Raw genomic sequence first — 15344 nt, forward strand, 5'->3', positions numbered from 1 at the left:
GCACAGTAAGACTGGCCGTATCCTCATTACTTGACGCCTCCTGCGGTCAGGCCGGCGATGATGCGTCGTTGGAAGATCAGCACCACGATCACGAGTGGCACCGTGACGATCACGCCGGCGGCCATCTTCGTTCCGAACGGACTGTCGAACTGGGAAGCACCGGTGAACTGGGCGATGACGACGTTGGCCGTCTGGATGTCCTTGTCGTTCACCATGGACAGGGCGATGATGAACTCGTTCCACGCCGCGATGAACGTGATGATCGCGGTGGTGAACATGCCGGGCGCGGCCAGCGGGAGGATCACCTGGCGGAACGCCTGCCCCCGCGTGAGCCCGTCCACCATCGCGGCCTCCTCCAGCTCCTTCGGCATCTGCCGGAAGAACGTGGCGAGCGTCCACACCGCGAGCGGCAGCGCGAACGAGAGGCTCGGCACGATCATCGCCTGGTAGGTGTTGATCCAGCCGATGTCGGTGAACAGCTTCAGCAGCGGCACGATCAGCGCCACCCCGGGGAACATCGAGGTCGCGATGATGACCCCGGCAACGATGTTCTTGAACCGGAAGTCCAGCCGCGCGATGGTGTACGCGGCGAACGTGCCGACGATCAGGGTCAGGATCGTGGTGGCGCCCGCGACGATGAGACTGTTGAGCAGCGCCCGCCAGAACCCGACACCCGGACCGAACACCGCCTCGAAGTTCCCGAGCGACCACGGGCTCGGCAGCGGTGAGTTGTCACCAACGTCGTTGGGCCGGCGGAACGCCGACACGACCATCCAGTAGAACGGCACGAGACAGTAGATGACGATGATCCCGACGCCGATGTTCAGCAACCACTTGCGCCCGGTCGGCGCCTTCGTGCTCATGTCCATGACGCCAACTCCGTCGTCGTGGCCGCCTGGGCCATTCGCTGCTTGTCCTCCTTGCGCCGGACCCGCGCCTCGCCGAGGACGTCGGCGCCGAGCAGCTTGACGAACGCGTAGGCCACCACCGCCACGTAGAGGAACAGGACGACCGCGTACGCGGCGGCCGGCCCGATCCTCGCGTTCGAGGCCTCCTCCTGGGCGAGCATCGACAACGTCTCGACGGACTCCTTGCGCCGTCCGATCATGATGTAGGGCAGGTCGAACATGCGCAGCGCGTCCAGCCCGCGGAACAGGATCGCCACCAGCAGCGCGGGTTTGACGAGCGGCAGTGTGATCCGCCAGAACTGCTTCCAACCCGAGGCGCCGTCCACTCTGGCCGCCTCGTAGACGTCGTTCGGGATGATCTGCAACCCGGCGAGGACGAGCAGTCCGACGAACGGCGCGGTTTTCCACACGTCCGCGATGATGACCGCGACCTTGGCGTGGAAACCCTCCGTGGTCCACAGGACCTGCGAGTTGAGCACCTCGTTGGCGACACCGTCCGCCTGGAAGATGAACTGCCACATGATTGCGGACACGGCCGTCGGGATGGCCCACGGCACGAGGATGCTCGCACGAACGAGTCCCTTGCCCCGCAACGCGTGGTGCATCACCAGTGCCATCGCCACGCCGATCACGACCTCGAGGACGACGGTGGTGACGGTGAGAAAACTGGTGTTGAAGAACGCGTTCCAGAACCGCTCGCCGGTCTCGCCGCGGAACATGTCCGTGTAGTTCTCGACACCGACGAACTGGTCGCCCTCGACGACGAACCCGTTCGGGTCGAGTCCGTCCTGCCTCTTGTACAGGGACTCGCGGATCGCCGCGATCAGCGGGTAGATGATCACGATCGCCAGCACGATGAAGGTGGGGGCGAGCAGCAGCGCGGCGAGGCGGCCGTGCTTCTGCGGGTCCGCTTTCGCGGACGGTTGTTTCGGTGCGCCGCCGGTCGTGGTGGGCGGCGGCGCGGTAGTTGCTGTCACGGCAGAACTCCCAGGTGTGAATAGCCCGATGCCGGCCAGTGAGTCCACGCTGGACTCACTGGCCGGCATGCACGGAGCTACTGCGCGGTCAGCGACTCCAGCTTGGACTGGAGGTCCTTCAGCGCGTCGTCGGTGCTCGTCTCACCGTTCATCGCGCCGTACACGGCTTCCTGGATGGCCGCCGTGACGTCGCCGTACTTGACGGCCTGCGGCCGCGGCACCGCGGCGCCGATGGCCTCCTTCAGCGTGGTCAGGTACGGGAACTGCTTCACCAGCTCGGGGTCGTCGTACAGCTTGGTGCGCGTCCCCGCCTGCGAGGTGGCGAGCAGGTTGGACCGCTGCGTCTCCTCACTGGTGAAGAACTTGATGAAGTCGAGCGCCGTGGCCTTGTTGTCGGCGAACGCGGAGATCGCGAAGTTGTGACCGCCCAGAGTGGACGCACCGGGACCGTCCTTGCCCGGAATGGGCGCGATGTCGAACTTGCCGGCGACCTGCGACGAGCCGTCGGTCGCGTTCGCCTTCGCGTACTGGTACGGCCACTGGCGGTGGAAGATCAGCTGGCCGTCCTGGAACGCACGACGCCCCTCCTCCTCCTTGTAGGTGACCGCGGCCGGCGGGATCATGCCGTCCTTGACGCCGTTCACCAGGAAGTTCAGGCCTTCCTTCGCCTCCGGCGTGTCCACGGTCGGCTTGCCGGAGTCGTCGAGGATCGAACCACCCGCGGACTGGACAGCCTCGGAGAAGTTGACCGTCAGGCCCTCGTACTTCTCGAACTGGCCCGCGTAGCAGCCGAGGCTCGCGTTGGCCGGATTGGCCTTCACCTTGGCGCAGGCCTCCTGCATCTCCGCCCACGTCTTCGGCGCCGACGTCACGCCGGCGGCCTCGAGGAGGTCCTTGCGGTAGTACAGCAGGCCGCCGTCGGAGTACACGGGCACCGCGTAGAGCTTGTCGCGGTACTTCGCGGTGTTCACGGCCGGCTCGAGGAAGTTCTCGAGGTCGAACTGGTCCTGCGGCAGCTCCATCACCCAGCGGTTGGCCGCGAACTCCGCGGTCCAGACCACGTCCAGGTTCAGGATGGTGAACTCGTTGGACTTGGCCTGGGCGTTCCGGACCATCGCGTCACGCTGGTCGTCGGCCGACTCGGGGAGCTCGGTGATCGTCACCTTTTCGTCGGGGTGCTCGGAGTTCCACTGGTCGACCAGCTTCTGCATGTTGCCCGACGTGTCCTTGCCGGTCGCGAACTTGATCGGGCCGCGACCCTCCAACGCGGTGGACCCGCCACCGCCGGAATTGTCGGATCCGCTATCACCGCAGCCGGCCAGCGCCAACGCCGCGACGGCAAGCAAGGCGGCACCGCGCACGCTTGCTTTACCAATCATCTTGTTCTCTCCTGTCGATCAAAATGGAACAAACCCGCACCCACGGGGCCTGCGGAATGCGCGGGTAAACACTGAAGGTGATGGGAAGGATACCGAGAGGAGCCATCGGGGCACTGTGGCGAAGCGCCGCGTGACCATTCGGTCGCGGCGCGTGTCCCGAGTCATCCTCGACTCCTCTTCGTCAGTCCTTTTCGGACCAAACCTAGCCGTGACCAGGTATTGGCCGACACCGATCCGACAACTTGATCGGTTAACGGCGGCCAAGGGTGGACCAGCGCCAGTAGAGGTGTCAACAGCAGAATTGTTATAGAGCAATCGAAAGAATGTGTGTCCGAACCGTTGTCCTGACACGCCCGAATGCCGGCAGTGACACGACCGAATGGCGGTATGTCGGATCGTGCGATCGTCGGCGTCGGAGTCAGTTGATCAACACATGGGCAAAATGGTTGCTGTTTGGCAACAATGACCGGATCAGGTCATTTCGGTGGATTTGAGAAGTGCGCCACGGCCCGTTCCTCCAGGCTGCCCAGGTACACCACGCCGTCTTCCTCACGAACACCCGTCACGAGGTGGAAGTCGGGCCGGACACCGCGGTAGTCGTGGACCACCCGACCCGTCGCGCCGTCGACGGCACGAACCCACACCACCGGCTTGTCCTTCATCTGCATGGACTCCGGCAACATCCAGGCCGCCTTGCGGATCACCGGGGGCAGCCGTAGGGCGAGGTCGAGCGCCGGCACGCGGGCGGCGGCCATGGCGATCCAGACGAGGCCGTCGGAGCCGGTGGCGATGTTGTCGGGGAGGCCCGGCATGTTCTCCGCGAGCGTGGTGTGCCGGCCGGAGGGCAGTTCCACCTTGTCGAGCCGGTACGACCCGGTGCTCGCGACGACGACGTACGACTCGTCCGGTGCCAGCGCGACGCCGTTCGCGAAGTACAGACCGGAGAGCAGCACGTCGACCGAACCGTCCGGGGAACGGCGCAGCAGCCTTCCGGTGCCGCTGTGCTCCAGCAGGTCGGCCTTCCAGTACTCGAGGTCGAACCGGGACGTCGAGTCGGTGAAGTACACCGTGCCGTCCTCGGCCACGGCGGCGTTGTTGCACACCCGCAGGTCCGGTCCGCCGCGCACCAGCACCTCGATCTCGCCGGTCTGCCGCGACACGAGGAGCAGCCCGCGTTTCGCGTCGCACACGAGCAGCCGGCCATCCGGGTACCACTCCAGGCCGAGCGGTCGACCTCCGGTGTCGGCGATGAGGTCGAGCCGCCGCCCGTCCGGGGTGAGCCGCAGGATTCGGCCGTCGTCGACGCCGGTGAACACGTGCCCCTTGTCCACGAGCACGTCCTCGGGCCCCACGCCGTTGACCGGCACGACCGTCAGCGGCGGCAGCGGGTCCGGCGACGCCGGTGACGCGGCCGGTGCGCGCCACACCTGTGGCTCGATCCTGGGGCGGCGCATGGGATTCTCCTACCGGTAGGTGAGCAGCCCTCGGTGTGGGCCCTCGAAGTGGCCGTGCTCGTTGAGCGACACCAGGCTCGTCCCCGACCGCCCGCGGACCACCTTGGTGATGCTGGCGTTGGCCATCGTGCGGTTGAGAGCCACATAACCCGCCGCCGGCGCGGACAGCAGCACGGCACAGACCGCGCTGATCACCCCGGCCGAGGTGAAGACCAACGCGGCCGTGCCCTTCGGCAGCCCGTCGAACACGTCGTCCATGGCGGCGTGCACCCCGTCCGTGAACTCGGTCCAGGTGCCGGACGTGCCGGCCGCGTGCGTGCCGGAGATCCAGGCCGTCACCGCCTCTTCGAGCATGCGCTGGAACTCCCTGGCCTTGTCCTCGCCAGGTTGACCGGACGGCACCAGCCCGAGGTGGTCGTACTCGTTCCACCGGGCGTCCTCGGTGACGGGCAGGTCGATGCTGGCCTCGGTGAGGCACGCCGTCGCGGTCTGGAGCTGGCGGCGCAGGGTGCCGCTCCACACCGCGTGCACGTCGACCTCGCGGCGCCGCAGCTCGGCACCCAGCACCATCGCCTGCTGCTTGCCGACCGGGGACAGCACGTCGTAGTCGGCGGCGCCGAACGACGCCTGTCCGTGCCGCAGCAGGTAGACGGCGGTCATTTGATCTTCCTCGCACAGCGGTCCAGCAGGTACGAAACGAACGTCGCCAGGTTCGCGAACGCCGGGTTGTGTGTTTGTCCACTGTGGAATCGATAGTAGATCTGCTGCATGATCACCGCGAGCCGGAAGGCGCCGAACACGTCGTAGAACAACCAGTTCTCGGCCGAGATCCCCATCCGGTCGCAGTAGTAGGCGACGAGCTCGTGGCGCTTGGGCATGCCGGGCACGTGCGACGGCTGACGGCGCGCCGCCATGGCGGTCTCGTCGTCGTCGGCCTGGATCCAGTACGCCAGGCTGCCGGCGAGGTCCATCAGCGGGTCACCCAGCGTGGCCATCTCCCAGTCGAGCACGCCGACGACCGTCAGATCGTCGTCGAGCACCACGTTGTCGAAGCGGAAGTCGTTGTGGATGACGCAGGTGCGCACGTCGTCCGGCTGGTTCTCGCGCAACCAGGCCATGACCGCCTCGGCGTCCGGCGAGTCGGGGGTCCTGGCCTTGCGGTAGCGGTCGGACCAGCCACGGACCTGCCGCTCGACGTAGCCGGCGCCCTTGCCGAGGCCGGTCAGCCCGGCGGCCTCCGGGTCCACCTCGTGCAGCTCGATCAGCCGGTCGAACACGCGGTACGCGAGCGAGGACGCCTCGTTCGGCGACAGCGTCATGTCCTCGGGCAGGTCACCACGCAGGATGATGCCGTCGATCCGGTCCATGACGTAGAAGTCGGAGCCGATGACATCCGGGTCGGTGCACAGCGCCAGCACGGTCGGCACGTACGGGTACACCGGCTTCAGCTGCTTCTGCACGGTGTACTCGCGACGCATGTCGTGCGCGGAGGCGGCCTTGTGACCCTTCGGCGGCCGGCGCAGGATCAGCTCGCGGTCCGGATAGGACAGCAGGTAGGTCAGGTTCGACGCGCCACCGGGATACTGCTTCACCGTCGGCGGTCCGGCCAGTCCATCCACAGTGGACGTGAGCCATTCGTGCACGGCGTCGGTGTCGAAAGCGTCCTCGTCACGCAACGCGGCCGGTTCGTCCCGCTGAGAAGCTCCGCTCATCCCCGCCGACCTCCCGTCACGAAGAGGCACCGCAGTCCCAGGGCCATGTAGTCGGCCGCCGTGGCCGAACGCGAGAAGTCCACGAAAAGCCACCCTAACCCCGGAAAAGCCGCTTCCGGGAGCACCAAACCCTCCCGAAAGCGGCCTTACCCCCGGTGACCTCGGTCACCACGGAAAACCCAAACCCCTCAACCCACCAAGATCATCCGCGCCTAGCGGTAACCCAACCCCCACCCGTTCCCGGGGGCGTCCCGCCTTGCCAGCGTACCGGGTGGGGGTGACGGAACGGCGGTTGTCGATCTTGCCTGTGGACAACCGGGTGGGCTGTGGACAACTGCTCAGGCACCCACGTAGAGCAGCTTGTTCGGCGTGCCCGGGCTGGCGCCGGTGATCTTGTCCGGGGTCGCGGCCTCGGTCAGCGCGGTCGCCACCTCCGCCGGCGTCGCGTCCGGGTTCGCCGACAGGTACAGCGCCGCCGCGCCAGCCACGTGCGGGGTCGCCATCGAGGTGCCACTGATCGTGTTCGTGCCACCGTCGTTCCAGGACGACGTGATGTCCACGCCCGGCGCGTACAGGTCGACGACCGACCCGAAGTTCGAGAAGGAGGCCTGCGCGTCGGACTCGTCGGACGCGGCGACCGTGATCGCCTCGGTCACGCGTGCCGGCGAGAACCCGGACGCGTCGGCCGAGGAGTTGCCGGCCGCGATCGCGAACGTCACGCCGGACTCGATCGCCCCGCGCACGGCGTCGTCGAGCGCCTCGTCCACGGTGCCGCCCAGGCTCATGTTCGCCACCGACGGTCCACTGTGGTTCTGCGCCACCCAGTCGATACCGGCGACGACCTGCTCCGTCGTGCCCGAGCCGCTGTCGTCCAGCACCCGGACGCCGACGATGTCGACACCCTTGGCCACGCCGTACTCCGCGCCACCGATCGTGCCGGCCACGTGCGTGCCGTGCCCGTGCCCGTCGGCCGGGTCGTTGTCGCCGTCGATCGCGTCGAAGCCGCCGGTCGCCCGCCCCTCGAACGTGGGGTGGTCGACCTGAACACCGGTGTCGATCACGTACGCGGTGACGCCGTCGCCCTTGTCGGCGACGTCGTACGTGTCGTCCAACGGCAGGTCACGCTGGTCGAGGCGGTCGATTCCCCACGACGCCGTCTCGTTGATCGTGAACTTCTGGTTCTGCTGCACGTACGCCACCGCGTCGTCCGCGGCGAGCCGCTTGGCCTCCGCCTCGCTCGCGTGCACGGAGAAACCGTGCAGCGCGGACCTGTAGCTGCGGCCCACCTCCGCGCCGTACTCGCCGGCAAGACTCGACGCCACCGACGCACTGTCCTTGAGCACCACGATGTAGCTGTCCGCCACCGAGTTCTCGGTGTTGGCCAACAGGATCTGCCCTTCCGCCGCCTGTGCCGGCATCGCGACGACCGCGGTGGCGACCGCCACCACGCCCGCGAGTCCTGCGCCGGCGATGAGCCTGCCCCGACCCGTGAACTTCATTGCGTAGCCCTTCCAGTCCCCGACTGACATGCACACCGCATGTTCACTCGACAGTGTGATCAACCGGGGTGAAAGGCACATCCCTTCTTTCGTCGGGAAATGCGTTAACGCCGGTTAATTAACGGGAAGTTGGTTTCGCAACACCTTGCCGGTGGCGTTACGGGGCAGCTCATCGAGGAAGATCACGTCACGCGGCACCTTGAACCTGGCGAGGTTCGCCCGCACGTACTCCTTGAGCTCATCGCCGTCCACGGTGACACCCGGTCGGGTGACGACGTACGCGGCCAGTCGCTGGCCGAACTCGTCGTCGGGCACCCCCGCCACCGCCGCCTCGGCCACGGCGGCATGCTCCAGCAGGAGGTTCTCGACCTCACCGGGGAACACGTTCTCCCCACCGGAGACGATCATGTCGTCGGCGCGGCCGTCGATGAACAGTAGGCCATCGGCGTCGAAGTGGCCGACATCGCCGCTGCTCAGAAGGCCGTCGATGATCTCCTTGTGGCGCCCGTCGGTGTACCCCTCGAACGCCAGGATGCTGCCGACGAACACCCGCCCGACCACGTGGGGCGCGGTGACGCGGTTGCCCTCGTCGTCGTAGAGCGCGACCCGGCAGCCGACCGGCGCACGGCCGACCGTGCCGGGCGCCCGCCGCCAGTCCTCGGGCGTCGCGACCGTGGCGACCGCGACCTCGGTCGACCCGTACAGGTTGTGGATCACGTCGCCGAACGCCGCCGTCGCGCGGTTGCCCAGTTCGGGCGGCAACGCGGAACCGGCGCAGAAAATGATGCGAAGCGAGGACGTGTCGTACTTGTCGAGAATTTCCTGACCGACGTCGACGATTCGCCGCAGCATGGTCGGCACCAGCACGAGCGCGGTGGCACGGTTGTCCTGGATCGCCCGCAGGGTGGCCTCGGGATCGAACCGGCGACGCAACACCACGGTCGAACCGAGCGCGAACGACAGCAGGAACTGCGACAGCCCGGTTCCGTGGAAGAGCGGCGCGGCCATGACCGTGCATTCCCCGGTACGCAAGGGAATGCGGTCGAGGAACTGGGCGGCGGCGAGCGGGGACCGAACCGTGCGTGGCGCGCCCTTCGGGGTGCCCGTGGTGCCACTGGTGAGAAGCACCATGCCGCCCTGCGACGACGGCGCCGGCAGCGGCTGGTCGTCGCTGCCGGCGATCAGCTCGTCGAGCGTGGGCACGTCGTGCTCGCCATCGTCGACCCAGGCCAGGAACCGCGGCAGATCTGCGTCGAGCGCGGCGGCCAGCGGCGCGAACTCCTGGTCGTGGACCAGCGCGTCGACCTTCTCCCGCTTCGCCACGTCCACGAGCTGCGGCTGGGCGAAGCCGGTGTTCATGAGGAGGATGCGCGCGCCGAGCTTGCCGGCCGCGACCATGGCGTCGACAGCCCCACGATGGTCGCGGGCAAGCAGCGCGATCACCGAGCCGGCGCCGAGCCCGTTGACGGCGAATGCCCTGGCCAGCGCGTTCGACCGGGTGTCGAGCTCGTGGTAGGTGAGCGGACCGCGCTCGTCGACCAGCCCGACCGCCTGCTGATCGCGCCGAGCGGCGACCTGCGCGGCCCCGGCGATCGGTCCGAGCTTGCGCATGGCGAGCAGGGAACGAAGCGACTGGTCGGGGCGCGTGACCGGGACGAGCCCGGCGCGTCTGAGCACATCCAACCCGCGGATCGCGGTGGGTATCTGGCTCAGCGCCCTCAACACTGTCTGACCTCCTCGTCGACTCCTGCACCTGAAGCTACTGGAGAGTTAACTAACGGTCCACACCCGTCGAACCTTTCGCTCACCCGTTCGAGTGATCTCACCTCCCCAACTCTCCATTCGCCCGGATTTGTCGGTCCCCCCGCGCACAATTGGCCCCATGCGATTCGTGGTCGTGCCGGAAGGAGACGGAGCCGGGCGGGTGCTCGGTCCCTCCGGCGTCCCCGAAAACGTCCCTGACCTGGCTCGCTGGATGGCCGGTCGGGACGCGCGCTGGGTCGTGCCTTCGGTCGAGGCGCTGTACCCGGAGCTGTTGCGCGCGGGTGTGCGACTCGACCGGTGCCACGACCTGGCGCTGACCGAGGCCATCCTGCTGGCGTCCGAGGAACGGCCGGGCCGGCCACGCAACCTGGCCGCGGCATGGGCGCGCATGCGTGACCTGCCCGAACCCGACGACCCGCGCCCGGCCGCGCGGGTCGAGCAGCCGGCGCTGTTCGAGGCCGAGCGGGAACCGGTACCCGCCGGAACGGACATGCTGTCGGCCGCGGCCGCGGTGTACGACGACCAGCAGCGGCGCATCGCGGCGACCGCGCAGCCCGACCGATTACGCCTGCTCGTGGCTGCGGAGTCCGCGGGAGCGCTGGCGGCCGCGGAGATGTCGCACCACGGGCTGCCGTGGCGGGCGGACGTGCATCTGGCGCTGTTGACCGAGTTACTCGGTCCTCGGCCGTCGCTGGGTGCCCGACCGAAGGTGCTCGCCGAGCTGGCCGAGGAGATCACCGCCGCGTTCGGGCTGGTCGGCGCACCCGAGTCGCGGCAGGTCAACCCGGACAACCCGGCGAGCGTGGTCCGGGCGTTCGGGCGCGCCGGCATCGAGGTGCCGTCGAGCCGGGCGCATGTGCTGAAGGAGGTGGACCACCCGGCCGTGGCCCCTCTCCTCCGGTACAAGGAGCTGGCCCGGCTGTGGGTGGCGCACGGCTGGTCCTGGCTGGACACGTGGGTGTCCGATGGCCGGTTCCGCCCGGAGTACGTCGTGGGTGGCGTGGTGTCGGGCCGCTGGGCGACCCGTGGCGGCGCGGCACTCCAACTGCCGAAGCAGCTGCGCACGGCCGTGCGCGCGGACGAGGGCTGGGCGCTCGTGGTGGCCGACGCGGCGCAGCTGGAACCGCGGGTGCTGGCCGCACTGGCGGGCGACCGCAGGCTGGCGGACGTGTCGAGAGGCGTGGACCTGTACGCGGGACTGGCGGAGGAGGTGTTCGACGGCGACCGAGGACACGCGAAGATCGCGATGCTGTCCGCCATGTACGGCGGCACCAGCGGCGGCGCCGGTCCACTGCTGGCCAAACTACGGAAACGCTTTCCGCAGGCGGTGGAGTACGTGGAGGCAGCGGCGAGGGCGGGCGAGGAAGGCCAGGTGGTGCGTTCCCGGCTGGGCAGGACGTCACCGCCGCCGTCGGAGAAGTGGCGTGCGCTGATGGGCTCCCCGGACGCGGACGAGCGGCGATCCCGTCAGGCCGCGCGCGACTGGGGCCGCTTCACCCGCAACTTCGTGGTACAGGCGAGCGCGGCCGACTGGGCACTCACACTGCTCGCCACGCTCCGCCAACGCATAGCCGACACAGAAGCCCAACTGGTCTTCTTCCAACACGACGAGGTGATGATCCACTGTCCACAGGAGATAACTGAACAAACCGCCGACGCGGTACGCACCGCGGCAACGGAGGCATCCCGCCTGGTCTTCGGCAACACCCCGGTCCACTTCCCACTGGAAGCATCCATAGTGGACTGCTACGCCGACGCGAAGTGAGGTTGAATTCCGTGCTCGCGCGGCACGGCAAAGCGCATGCATTCACAAATAGTGCCGCGACCGCGAAGGTTCGCCGGGGCTCACTGTTCGCGCCGCAGGGTGCTTTCGAGACGTGGCCGATGTCTCGAACGGCGCTGGGGGACCTTCAACCCGCTGATGATCATGCCGAGGAAGCCGGGGGCTGCGAACGACGTGCTTGTGCCACCGGGCGATGCCCCGAAAGACGCTTTCGGGTCGTTGAACGTCATCAGCGCGTCTTTCGAGACATCGGCGATGCCCCGAGCGCGTGGCGATTTCAACCCGTCGTTGCGACGGGGGACTTTCCGGAGAGTGCTCGCTTGTAGGACTGGGCGGGGGTGAGCCAGCCCAGTGTCTGGCGGGGTCGTCCGTTGAGTTCGGCGCTGACCGCGGCGAGGTGTTCGCCGGTGTGGACGGACAGGTCGGTGCCTTTGGGGAAGTACTTGCGGAGCAGTCCGTTGGTGTTCTCGTTGCTGCCGCGTTGCCAGGGCGAGTGCGGGTCGCAGAAGTAGATGGCCATGTCGGTGGCCAGGGTGATCTCGGCGTGTCGGGCCATCTCGTTGCCCCGGTCCCAGGTCATCGAGCGCCTCAACTCGATGGGCAGGGTTTGGATGACTTCGACCATCTTGTCTCTGACTTGTCTCTGACCTGGAGGGCGTCGTGCCCGTCTGGCAGGTGCGGCAGCATCACGAAGCGGGTGACGCGTTCGACCAGAGTCCCGATCGCGGACTTGTTGCCCTGTCCCATGATCAGATCGCCTTCCCAGTGTCCAAGCACCGCCCGATCCTCGGCCCCGGCCGGCCGTTCGCTGATCGCAACCATGTTCGGGATCCGCGGTTCGCGAGCCTGGGCTTGGCCACAAGGGCGGCGCAACCCTCGCCCAGTGCGCGGACACGCGGCCAACTCTCGGCGCAGCACAGCCCGGCCTTGCACATAGATCGCCTGATAGATCGTTTCGTGCGACACCCACATCTCCGGCTGGCTCGGGAACTCCCGCTTGCGGGCGATCGCGATCTGCGTCGGCGACCACCGCTTCACCAGCCGAGTCCGCACCCACCCCCGCAACTCGGCGTCGACGGCCAGCTTCGCCGCCCTCGCCAGCTTCGCCCGCCGCGCCCGCTCACGAGCTGCCATGTCGGCAGCGACAGCCCGACAGGCCTCTCGCCCCCGTTGCGGCCCACTTCCCGACTGACCGTCGACCTATGGGCGGCCCCAGGGCCGCCGCGATCTGACCGTAGCAATCCCCAGCGATCAGACCACGGAAGATCTCCTCCCGCTCAACCAACAACAGATAGCGCGCGCCCAGCTGGCCAGGTGCGTTCCCGATCACCCCGCCAGCCACACGAAACCACCACCGCCCGGTCTCGTGCGACACACCCACCAACCCAGCGGCAGGCTTGGCCGCATACCCCGACCGCACCAACCCCCAAAACCGCACCCGCACCACCCGACACAACAGACCTGCCATCACGAACTCCCAGCTCACACAGGGTGTCGCAACGACCACTTGAAACCGCCCGTCTTTCAGGACACCCAGCGCAGGCACGCCGGGCGCCTGTGGGCCCCGGAATCGATATCGAGCAGTAACCGGGTTATATGTCAACTAATGTCACAGACAATCCGGCAGAAATCCGCTCACATTCGGCGCAGAGTGTCGGCTGACAAGTCCGCCGGTGTGCGGTTGCCGGACAGGCCCAACGTCAGGTCGAGGTCGGCGAGAATGCCGCGCAGCACATGGCGAACGCCCGCCTCACCGCCGAGTGCCAAGCCGTACACAAAGGGCCGGCCGAGCAGCACGGCTTTCGCGCCGAGGGCGAGTGCCTTGATGACGTCTCCTCCGGTGCGGACGCCCGAGTCGAACAGGACGTCCAGTTGGTCGCCGACCGCGGCGGCGATTTCCGGGAGCGCGTCGAGAGCGCCGATGGCGCCGTCGACCTGGCGGCCGCCATGGTTGGAGACGATGATGCCGTCCATGCCGGCGTCGCTGGCGCGGCGGGCGTCGTCGACGTGCTGGATGCCCTTCAGCACGATGGGGCCGTCCCAGTGCTCGCGGAGGAACGGCAGTTGGTCCCAGCGGTGGTCGGTGCCGGTGAACATCGGGATCCACTGCAGGATCGCCGCGTTCAGGTCCTCCTCCGGCGGCTTCGCCAGCCGAGCACGGAAAGCGGGATCGGAGAACGGGATGGCGTTGCCGATACCGCGGATGAACGGCAGGTAGGCCTGGTCGAGGTCGTTGGGCCGCCAGGCGAGGGTCCACGTGTCGAGCGTGACGACGAGCGCCGTGAAGCCGGCGGCCTTGGCCCGCTGCAGGAGGCTGATCGCGACCTCGTTGTCGTTGGGCCAGTACAGCTGGTACCAGCGCGGCCCGTCCCCGCTCGCCTCGGCGACGTCCTCCATGGTGTGAGACGACGCGGTCGACAGCACCATCGTGAGCCCCAACTCCGCGGCGGCACGTGCGGTGGCCAACTCCCCGTCGGGATGGACGATCGACTGCACCCCGACCGGCGCGAGCATGACCGGCGCCGGCATGTCCTGCCCCAGCACGGAAACCGCCAGATCCCGGTTGTTGGCACCGGTGAGCATCCTCGGCACGATCCGCCACCGCCCGAACGCCTCCCGGTTGGCGGCAACGGTCGCCCCTGCACCGGCACCGCCGACCACGTAGCCGAACGGCCCCGGTTCGAGCTTCTCGCGCGCCGCCGCCTCCAGCCGGGTGGGATCGTTGGTGAACGGCGGCAGCTGGTCAGCGAGCCCCTGCAGATAGATCTCGTTCTGGAAAGAACCGAACTGACCAGCCACGCCGCCGCTCCTAGCTCGTGATCGTGAACCCCGCACCATTCAACACGATCACGTCCACATCCGGCGGAGTCCGAGCCACGTGCTCGCGACCGCGACCAGCGCGCAGACGAGCGCCGCCACCAGGAACGGCTTGACCACGGCGCCGATGGCCAGTACGGCGGTCCAGCCGAGCAGGGCCACCAGCGACATCCCGAGGGCCGCCACACCGATCACCGCCAGTGGGACCTTCGAGAACAGGACTCCCACGGGCACGCGTGCCTCGTCGGGCAGCCGGGTCCACCCCCGCCAGGCGAGTACGCCGACGAACACCACCACGCCCAGGCCGTACCAGGCCAGCGGCGTCGCCGACGACGCGACCAGTAGCACGAACACGCCGACCGCCTGCCATGCCGCGGCGCGACGAACCGCCAGGTACCAGGAAACGCGATGCACCCGTTCGAAACGGGAGACGCTTCGTCGCGTCCGCACCGGCCGGCGGCGCCGGCGTGGGTCGTCGCCGCGGCGGTGGACGACGCGGTCCAGCTTCGTGGTCACGTCGTGGTTCGTCGGGTCCAGTTGGGCGGCGTCGCGGTAGGCGGTCTCGGCGAGCATCCAGTCGTGGGCGAGCATCGCGGCGTCGCCGAGGACCTCGTGGGTTCTCGGCTCGTCCGGGGCGCGGGCCACGGCGGCCCTCGCGGCCCGGACCGCCTGTTCCGGCTCGTCGTGGGCGAGGGCTTCGGACAGCGTCACCAGCCCGCGCCAGTCGTCCGGGTCGCGGCGGACCGCCTCGCCGGCCGAGATCACGGCCTCGTCGTGGCGCCCGAGCTCGACCAGCGCGAGGCTCGCGAGGCGGTGCGCCCACGCCGCCTCGCCCAACGTGATAGCCCGTTTGGCCGCATCCAGCGACTCGCGGGGCTCGCCGATATCGAGGTATGCCGCCGACAACCGGCACCACGCCACCGGGTGGTCCGGGGCCGCCGCCAGTGCCGACTCCAGCACGGCGATGGCGGCGCGCGGTTTGCCCTCGTCGGACAATTGCGCCGCCGCCATCAGGACCGCGTCGATCGAGCCGTCCGCCATACGCCCTCCC

The 15344-nt window shown here is 68.3% G+C and carries 11 protein-coding genes and 1 pseudogene; 1 reads left to right on the forward strand and 11 read right to left on the reverse strand.

All coding sequences use genetic code 11. The features are described 5' to 3' along the window. Positions 1 to 26: 26 nt before the first annotated feature. The 8 genes from VF106_RS01815 to VF106_RS01850 all read right to left on the reverse strand — a co-directional run bounded on the left by VF106_RS01815 (position 27) and on the right by VF106_RS01850 (position 9654). Entirely contained in the window at positions 27 to 869 is an 843-nt protein-coding gene (locus VF106_RS01815) for a carbohydrate ABC transporter permease (RefSeq protein ID WP_330837749.1), read from the reverse strand. Continuing rightward, on the reverse strand, positions 860 to 1885 hold the full coding sequence (locus tag VF106_RS01820; RefSeq protein WP_330837750.1) for a carbohydrate ABC transporter permease: 1026 nt from the start codon (positions 1883 to 1885) through the stop codon (positions 860 to 862). The genes VF106_RS01815 and VF106_RS01820 overlap by 10 nt, the downstream gene beginning before the upstream one ends. 77 nt (positions 1886 to 1962) lie before the next feature. Further along, positions 1963 to 3264: an ABC transporter substrate-binding protein gene (locus VF106_RS01825; RefSeq protein WP_330837751.1), complete on the reverse strand. Its 1302-nt coding sequence runs from the start codon at positions 3262 to 3264 to the stop codon at positions 1963 to 1965. Positions 3265 to 3740: 476 nt separating this feature from the next. Then, positions 3741 to 4718 (reverse strand): SMP-30/gluconolactonase/LRE family protein, encoded by a 978-nt coding sequence (locus VF106_RS01830; protein WP_330837752.1) that lies wholly within the window; start codon positions 4716 to 4718, stop codon positions 3741 to 3743. A gap of 9 nt (positions 4719 to 4727) precedes the next feature. Next, positions 4728 to 5378: a histidine phosphatase family protein gene (locus VF106_RS01835; RefSeq protein ID WP_330837753.1), complete on the reverse strand. Its 651-nt coding sequence runs from the start codon at positions 5376 to 5378 to the stop codon at positions 4728 to 4730. Continuing rightward, the gene (locus VF106_RS01840; RefSeq protein ID WP_330837754.1) at positions 5375 to 6430 is read right to left on the reverse strand and encodes a phosphotransferase family protein; all 1056 of its coding nucleotides are present in this window, start codon (positions 6428 to 6430) and stop codon (positions 5375 to 5377) included. Before VF106_RS01840 ends, VF106_RS01835 begins: the two co-directional genes overlap by 4 nt. A 338-nt stretch (positions 6431 to 6768) precedes the next feature. Beyond that, the gene (locus VF106_RS01845; RefSeq protein ID WP_414638828.1) at positions 6769 to 7929 is read right to left on the reverse strand and encodes a S8 family peptidase; all 1161 of its coding nucleotides are present in this window, start codon (positions 7927 to 7929) and stop codon (positions 6769 to 6771) included. Positions 7930 to 8043: 114 nt separating this feature from the next. Further along, complete coding sequence (locus VF106_RS01850; RefSeq protein ID WP_330837755.1) at positions 8044 to 9654, reverse strand: acyl-CoA synthetase; 1611 nt, start codon at positions 9652 to 9654, stop codon at positions 8044 to 8046. A gap of 157 nt (positions 9655 to 9811) precedes the next feature. Here VF106_RS01850 and VF106_RS01855 point away from each other — a divergent pair, with 157 nt between their 5' ends. Further along, complete coding sequence (locus VF106_RS01855) at positions 9812 to 11458, forward strand: bifunctional 3'-5' exonuclease/DNA polymerase (RefSeq protein ID WP_330837756.1); 1647 nt, start codon at positions 9812 to 9814, stop codon at positions 11456 to 11458. Positions 11459 to 11753: 295 nt separating this feature from the next. Here the strand turns inward: VF106_RS01855 and VF106_RS01860 are convergent. From VF106_RS01860 to VF106_RS01870, 3 genes and pseudogenes are all read right to left on the reverse strand, one after another. Further along, positions 11754 to 12944, reverse strand: a pseudogene (locus VF106_RS01860) (IS30 family transposase). 167 nt (positions 12945 to 13111) lie between these two features. Continuing rightward, the gene (locus VF106_RS01865; RefSeq protein ID WP_330837757.1) at positions 13112 to 14275 is read right to left on the reverse strand and encodes a lactate 2-monooxygenase; all 1164 of its coding nucleotides are present in this window, start codon (positions 14273 to 14275) and stop codon (positions 13112 to 13114) included. Positions 14276 to 14323: 48 nt separating this feature from the next. After that, entirely contained in the window at positions 14324 to 15334 is a 1011-nt protein-coding gene (locus VF106_RS01870) for a tetratricopeptide repeat protein (RefSeq protein ID WP_330837758.1), read from the reverse strand. Between the last annotated feature and the right edge of the window lie 10 nt (positions 15335 to 15344).

It is taken from the genome of Actinophytocola sp. (genome assembly GCF_036378875.1).
Classification (GTDB): Bacteria; Actinomycetota; Actinomycetes; order Mycobacteriales; family Pseudonocardiaceae; genus Actinophytocola.

Coding starts and splice junctions, on each gene's coding strand:
- VF106_RS01815 (WP_330837749.1), bottom strand. CDS start 869: ATGGACATGAGCACGAAGGCGCCGACCGGGCGCAAGTGGTTGCTGAAC.
- VF106_RS01825 (WP_330837751.1), bottom strand. CDS start 3,264: ATGATTGGTAAAGCAAGCGTGCGCGGTGCCGCCTTGCTTGCCGTCGCG.
- VF106_RS01830 (WP_330837752.1), bottom strand. CDS start 4,718: ATGCGCCGCCCCAGGATCGAGCCACAGGTGTGGCGCGCACCGGCCGCG.
- VF106_RS01835 (WP_330837753.1), bottom strand. CDS start 5,378: ATGACCGCCGTCTACCTGCTGCGGCACGGACAGGCGTCGTTCGGCGCC.
- VF106_RS01840 (WP_330837754.1), bottom strand. CDS start 6,430: ATGAGCGGAGCTTCTCAGCGGGACGAACCGGCCGCGTTGCGTGACGAG.
- VF106_RS01845 (WP_414638828.1), bottom strand. CDS start 7,929: ATGAAGTTCACGGGTCGGGGCAGGCTCATCGCCGGCGCAGGACTCGCG.
- VF106_RS01855 (WP_330837756.1), top strand. CDS start 9,812: ATGCGATTCGTGGTCGTGCCGGAAGGAGACGGAGCCGGGCGGGTGCTC.
- VF106_RS01870 (WP_330837758.1), bottom strand. CDS start 15,334: ATGGCGGACGGCTCGATCGACGCGGTCCTGATGGCGGCGGCGCAATTG.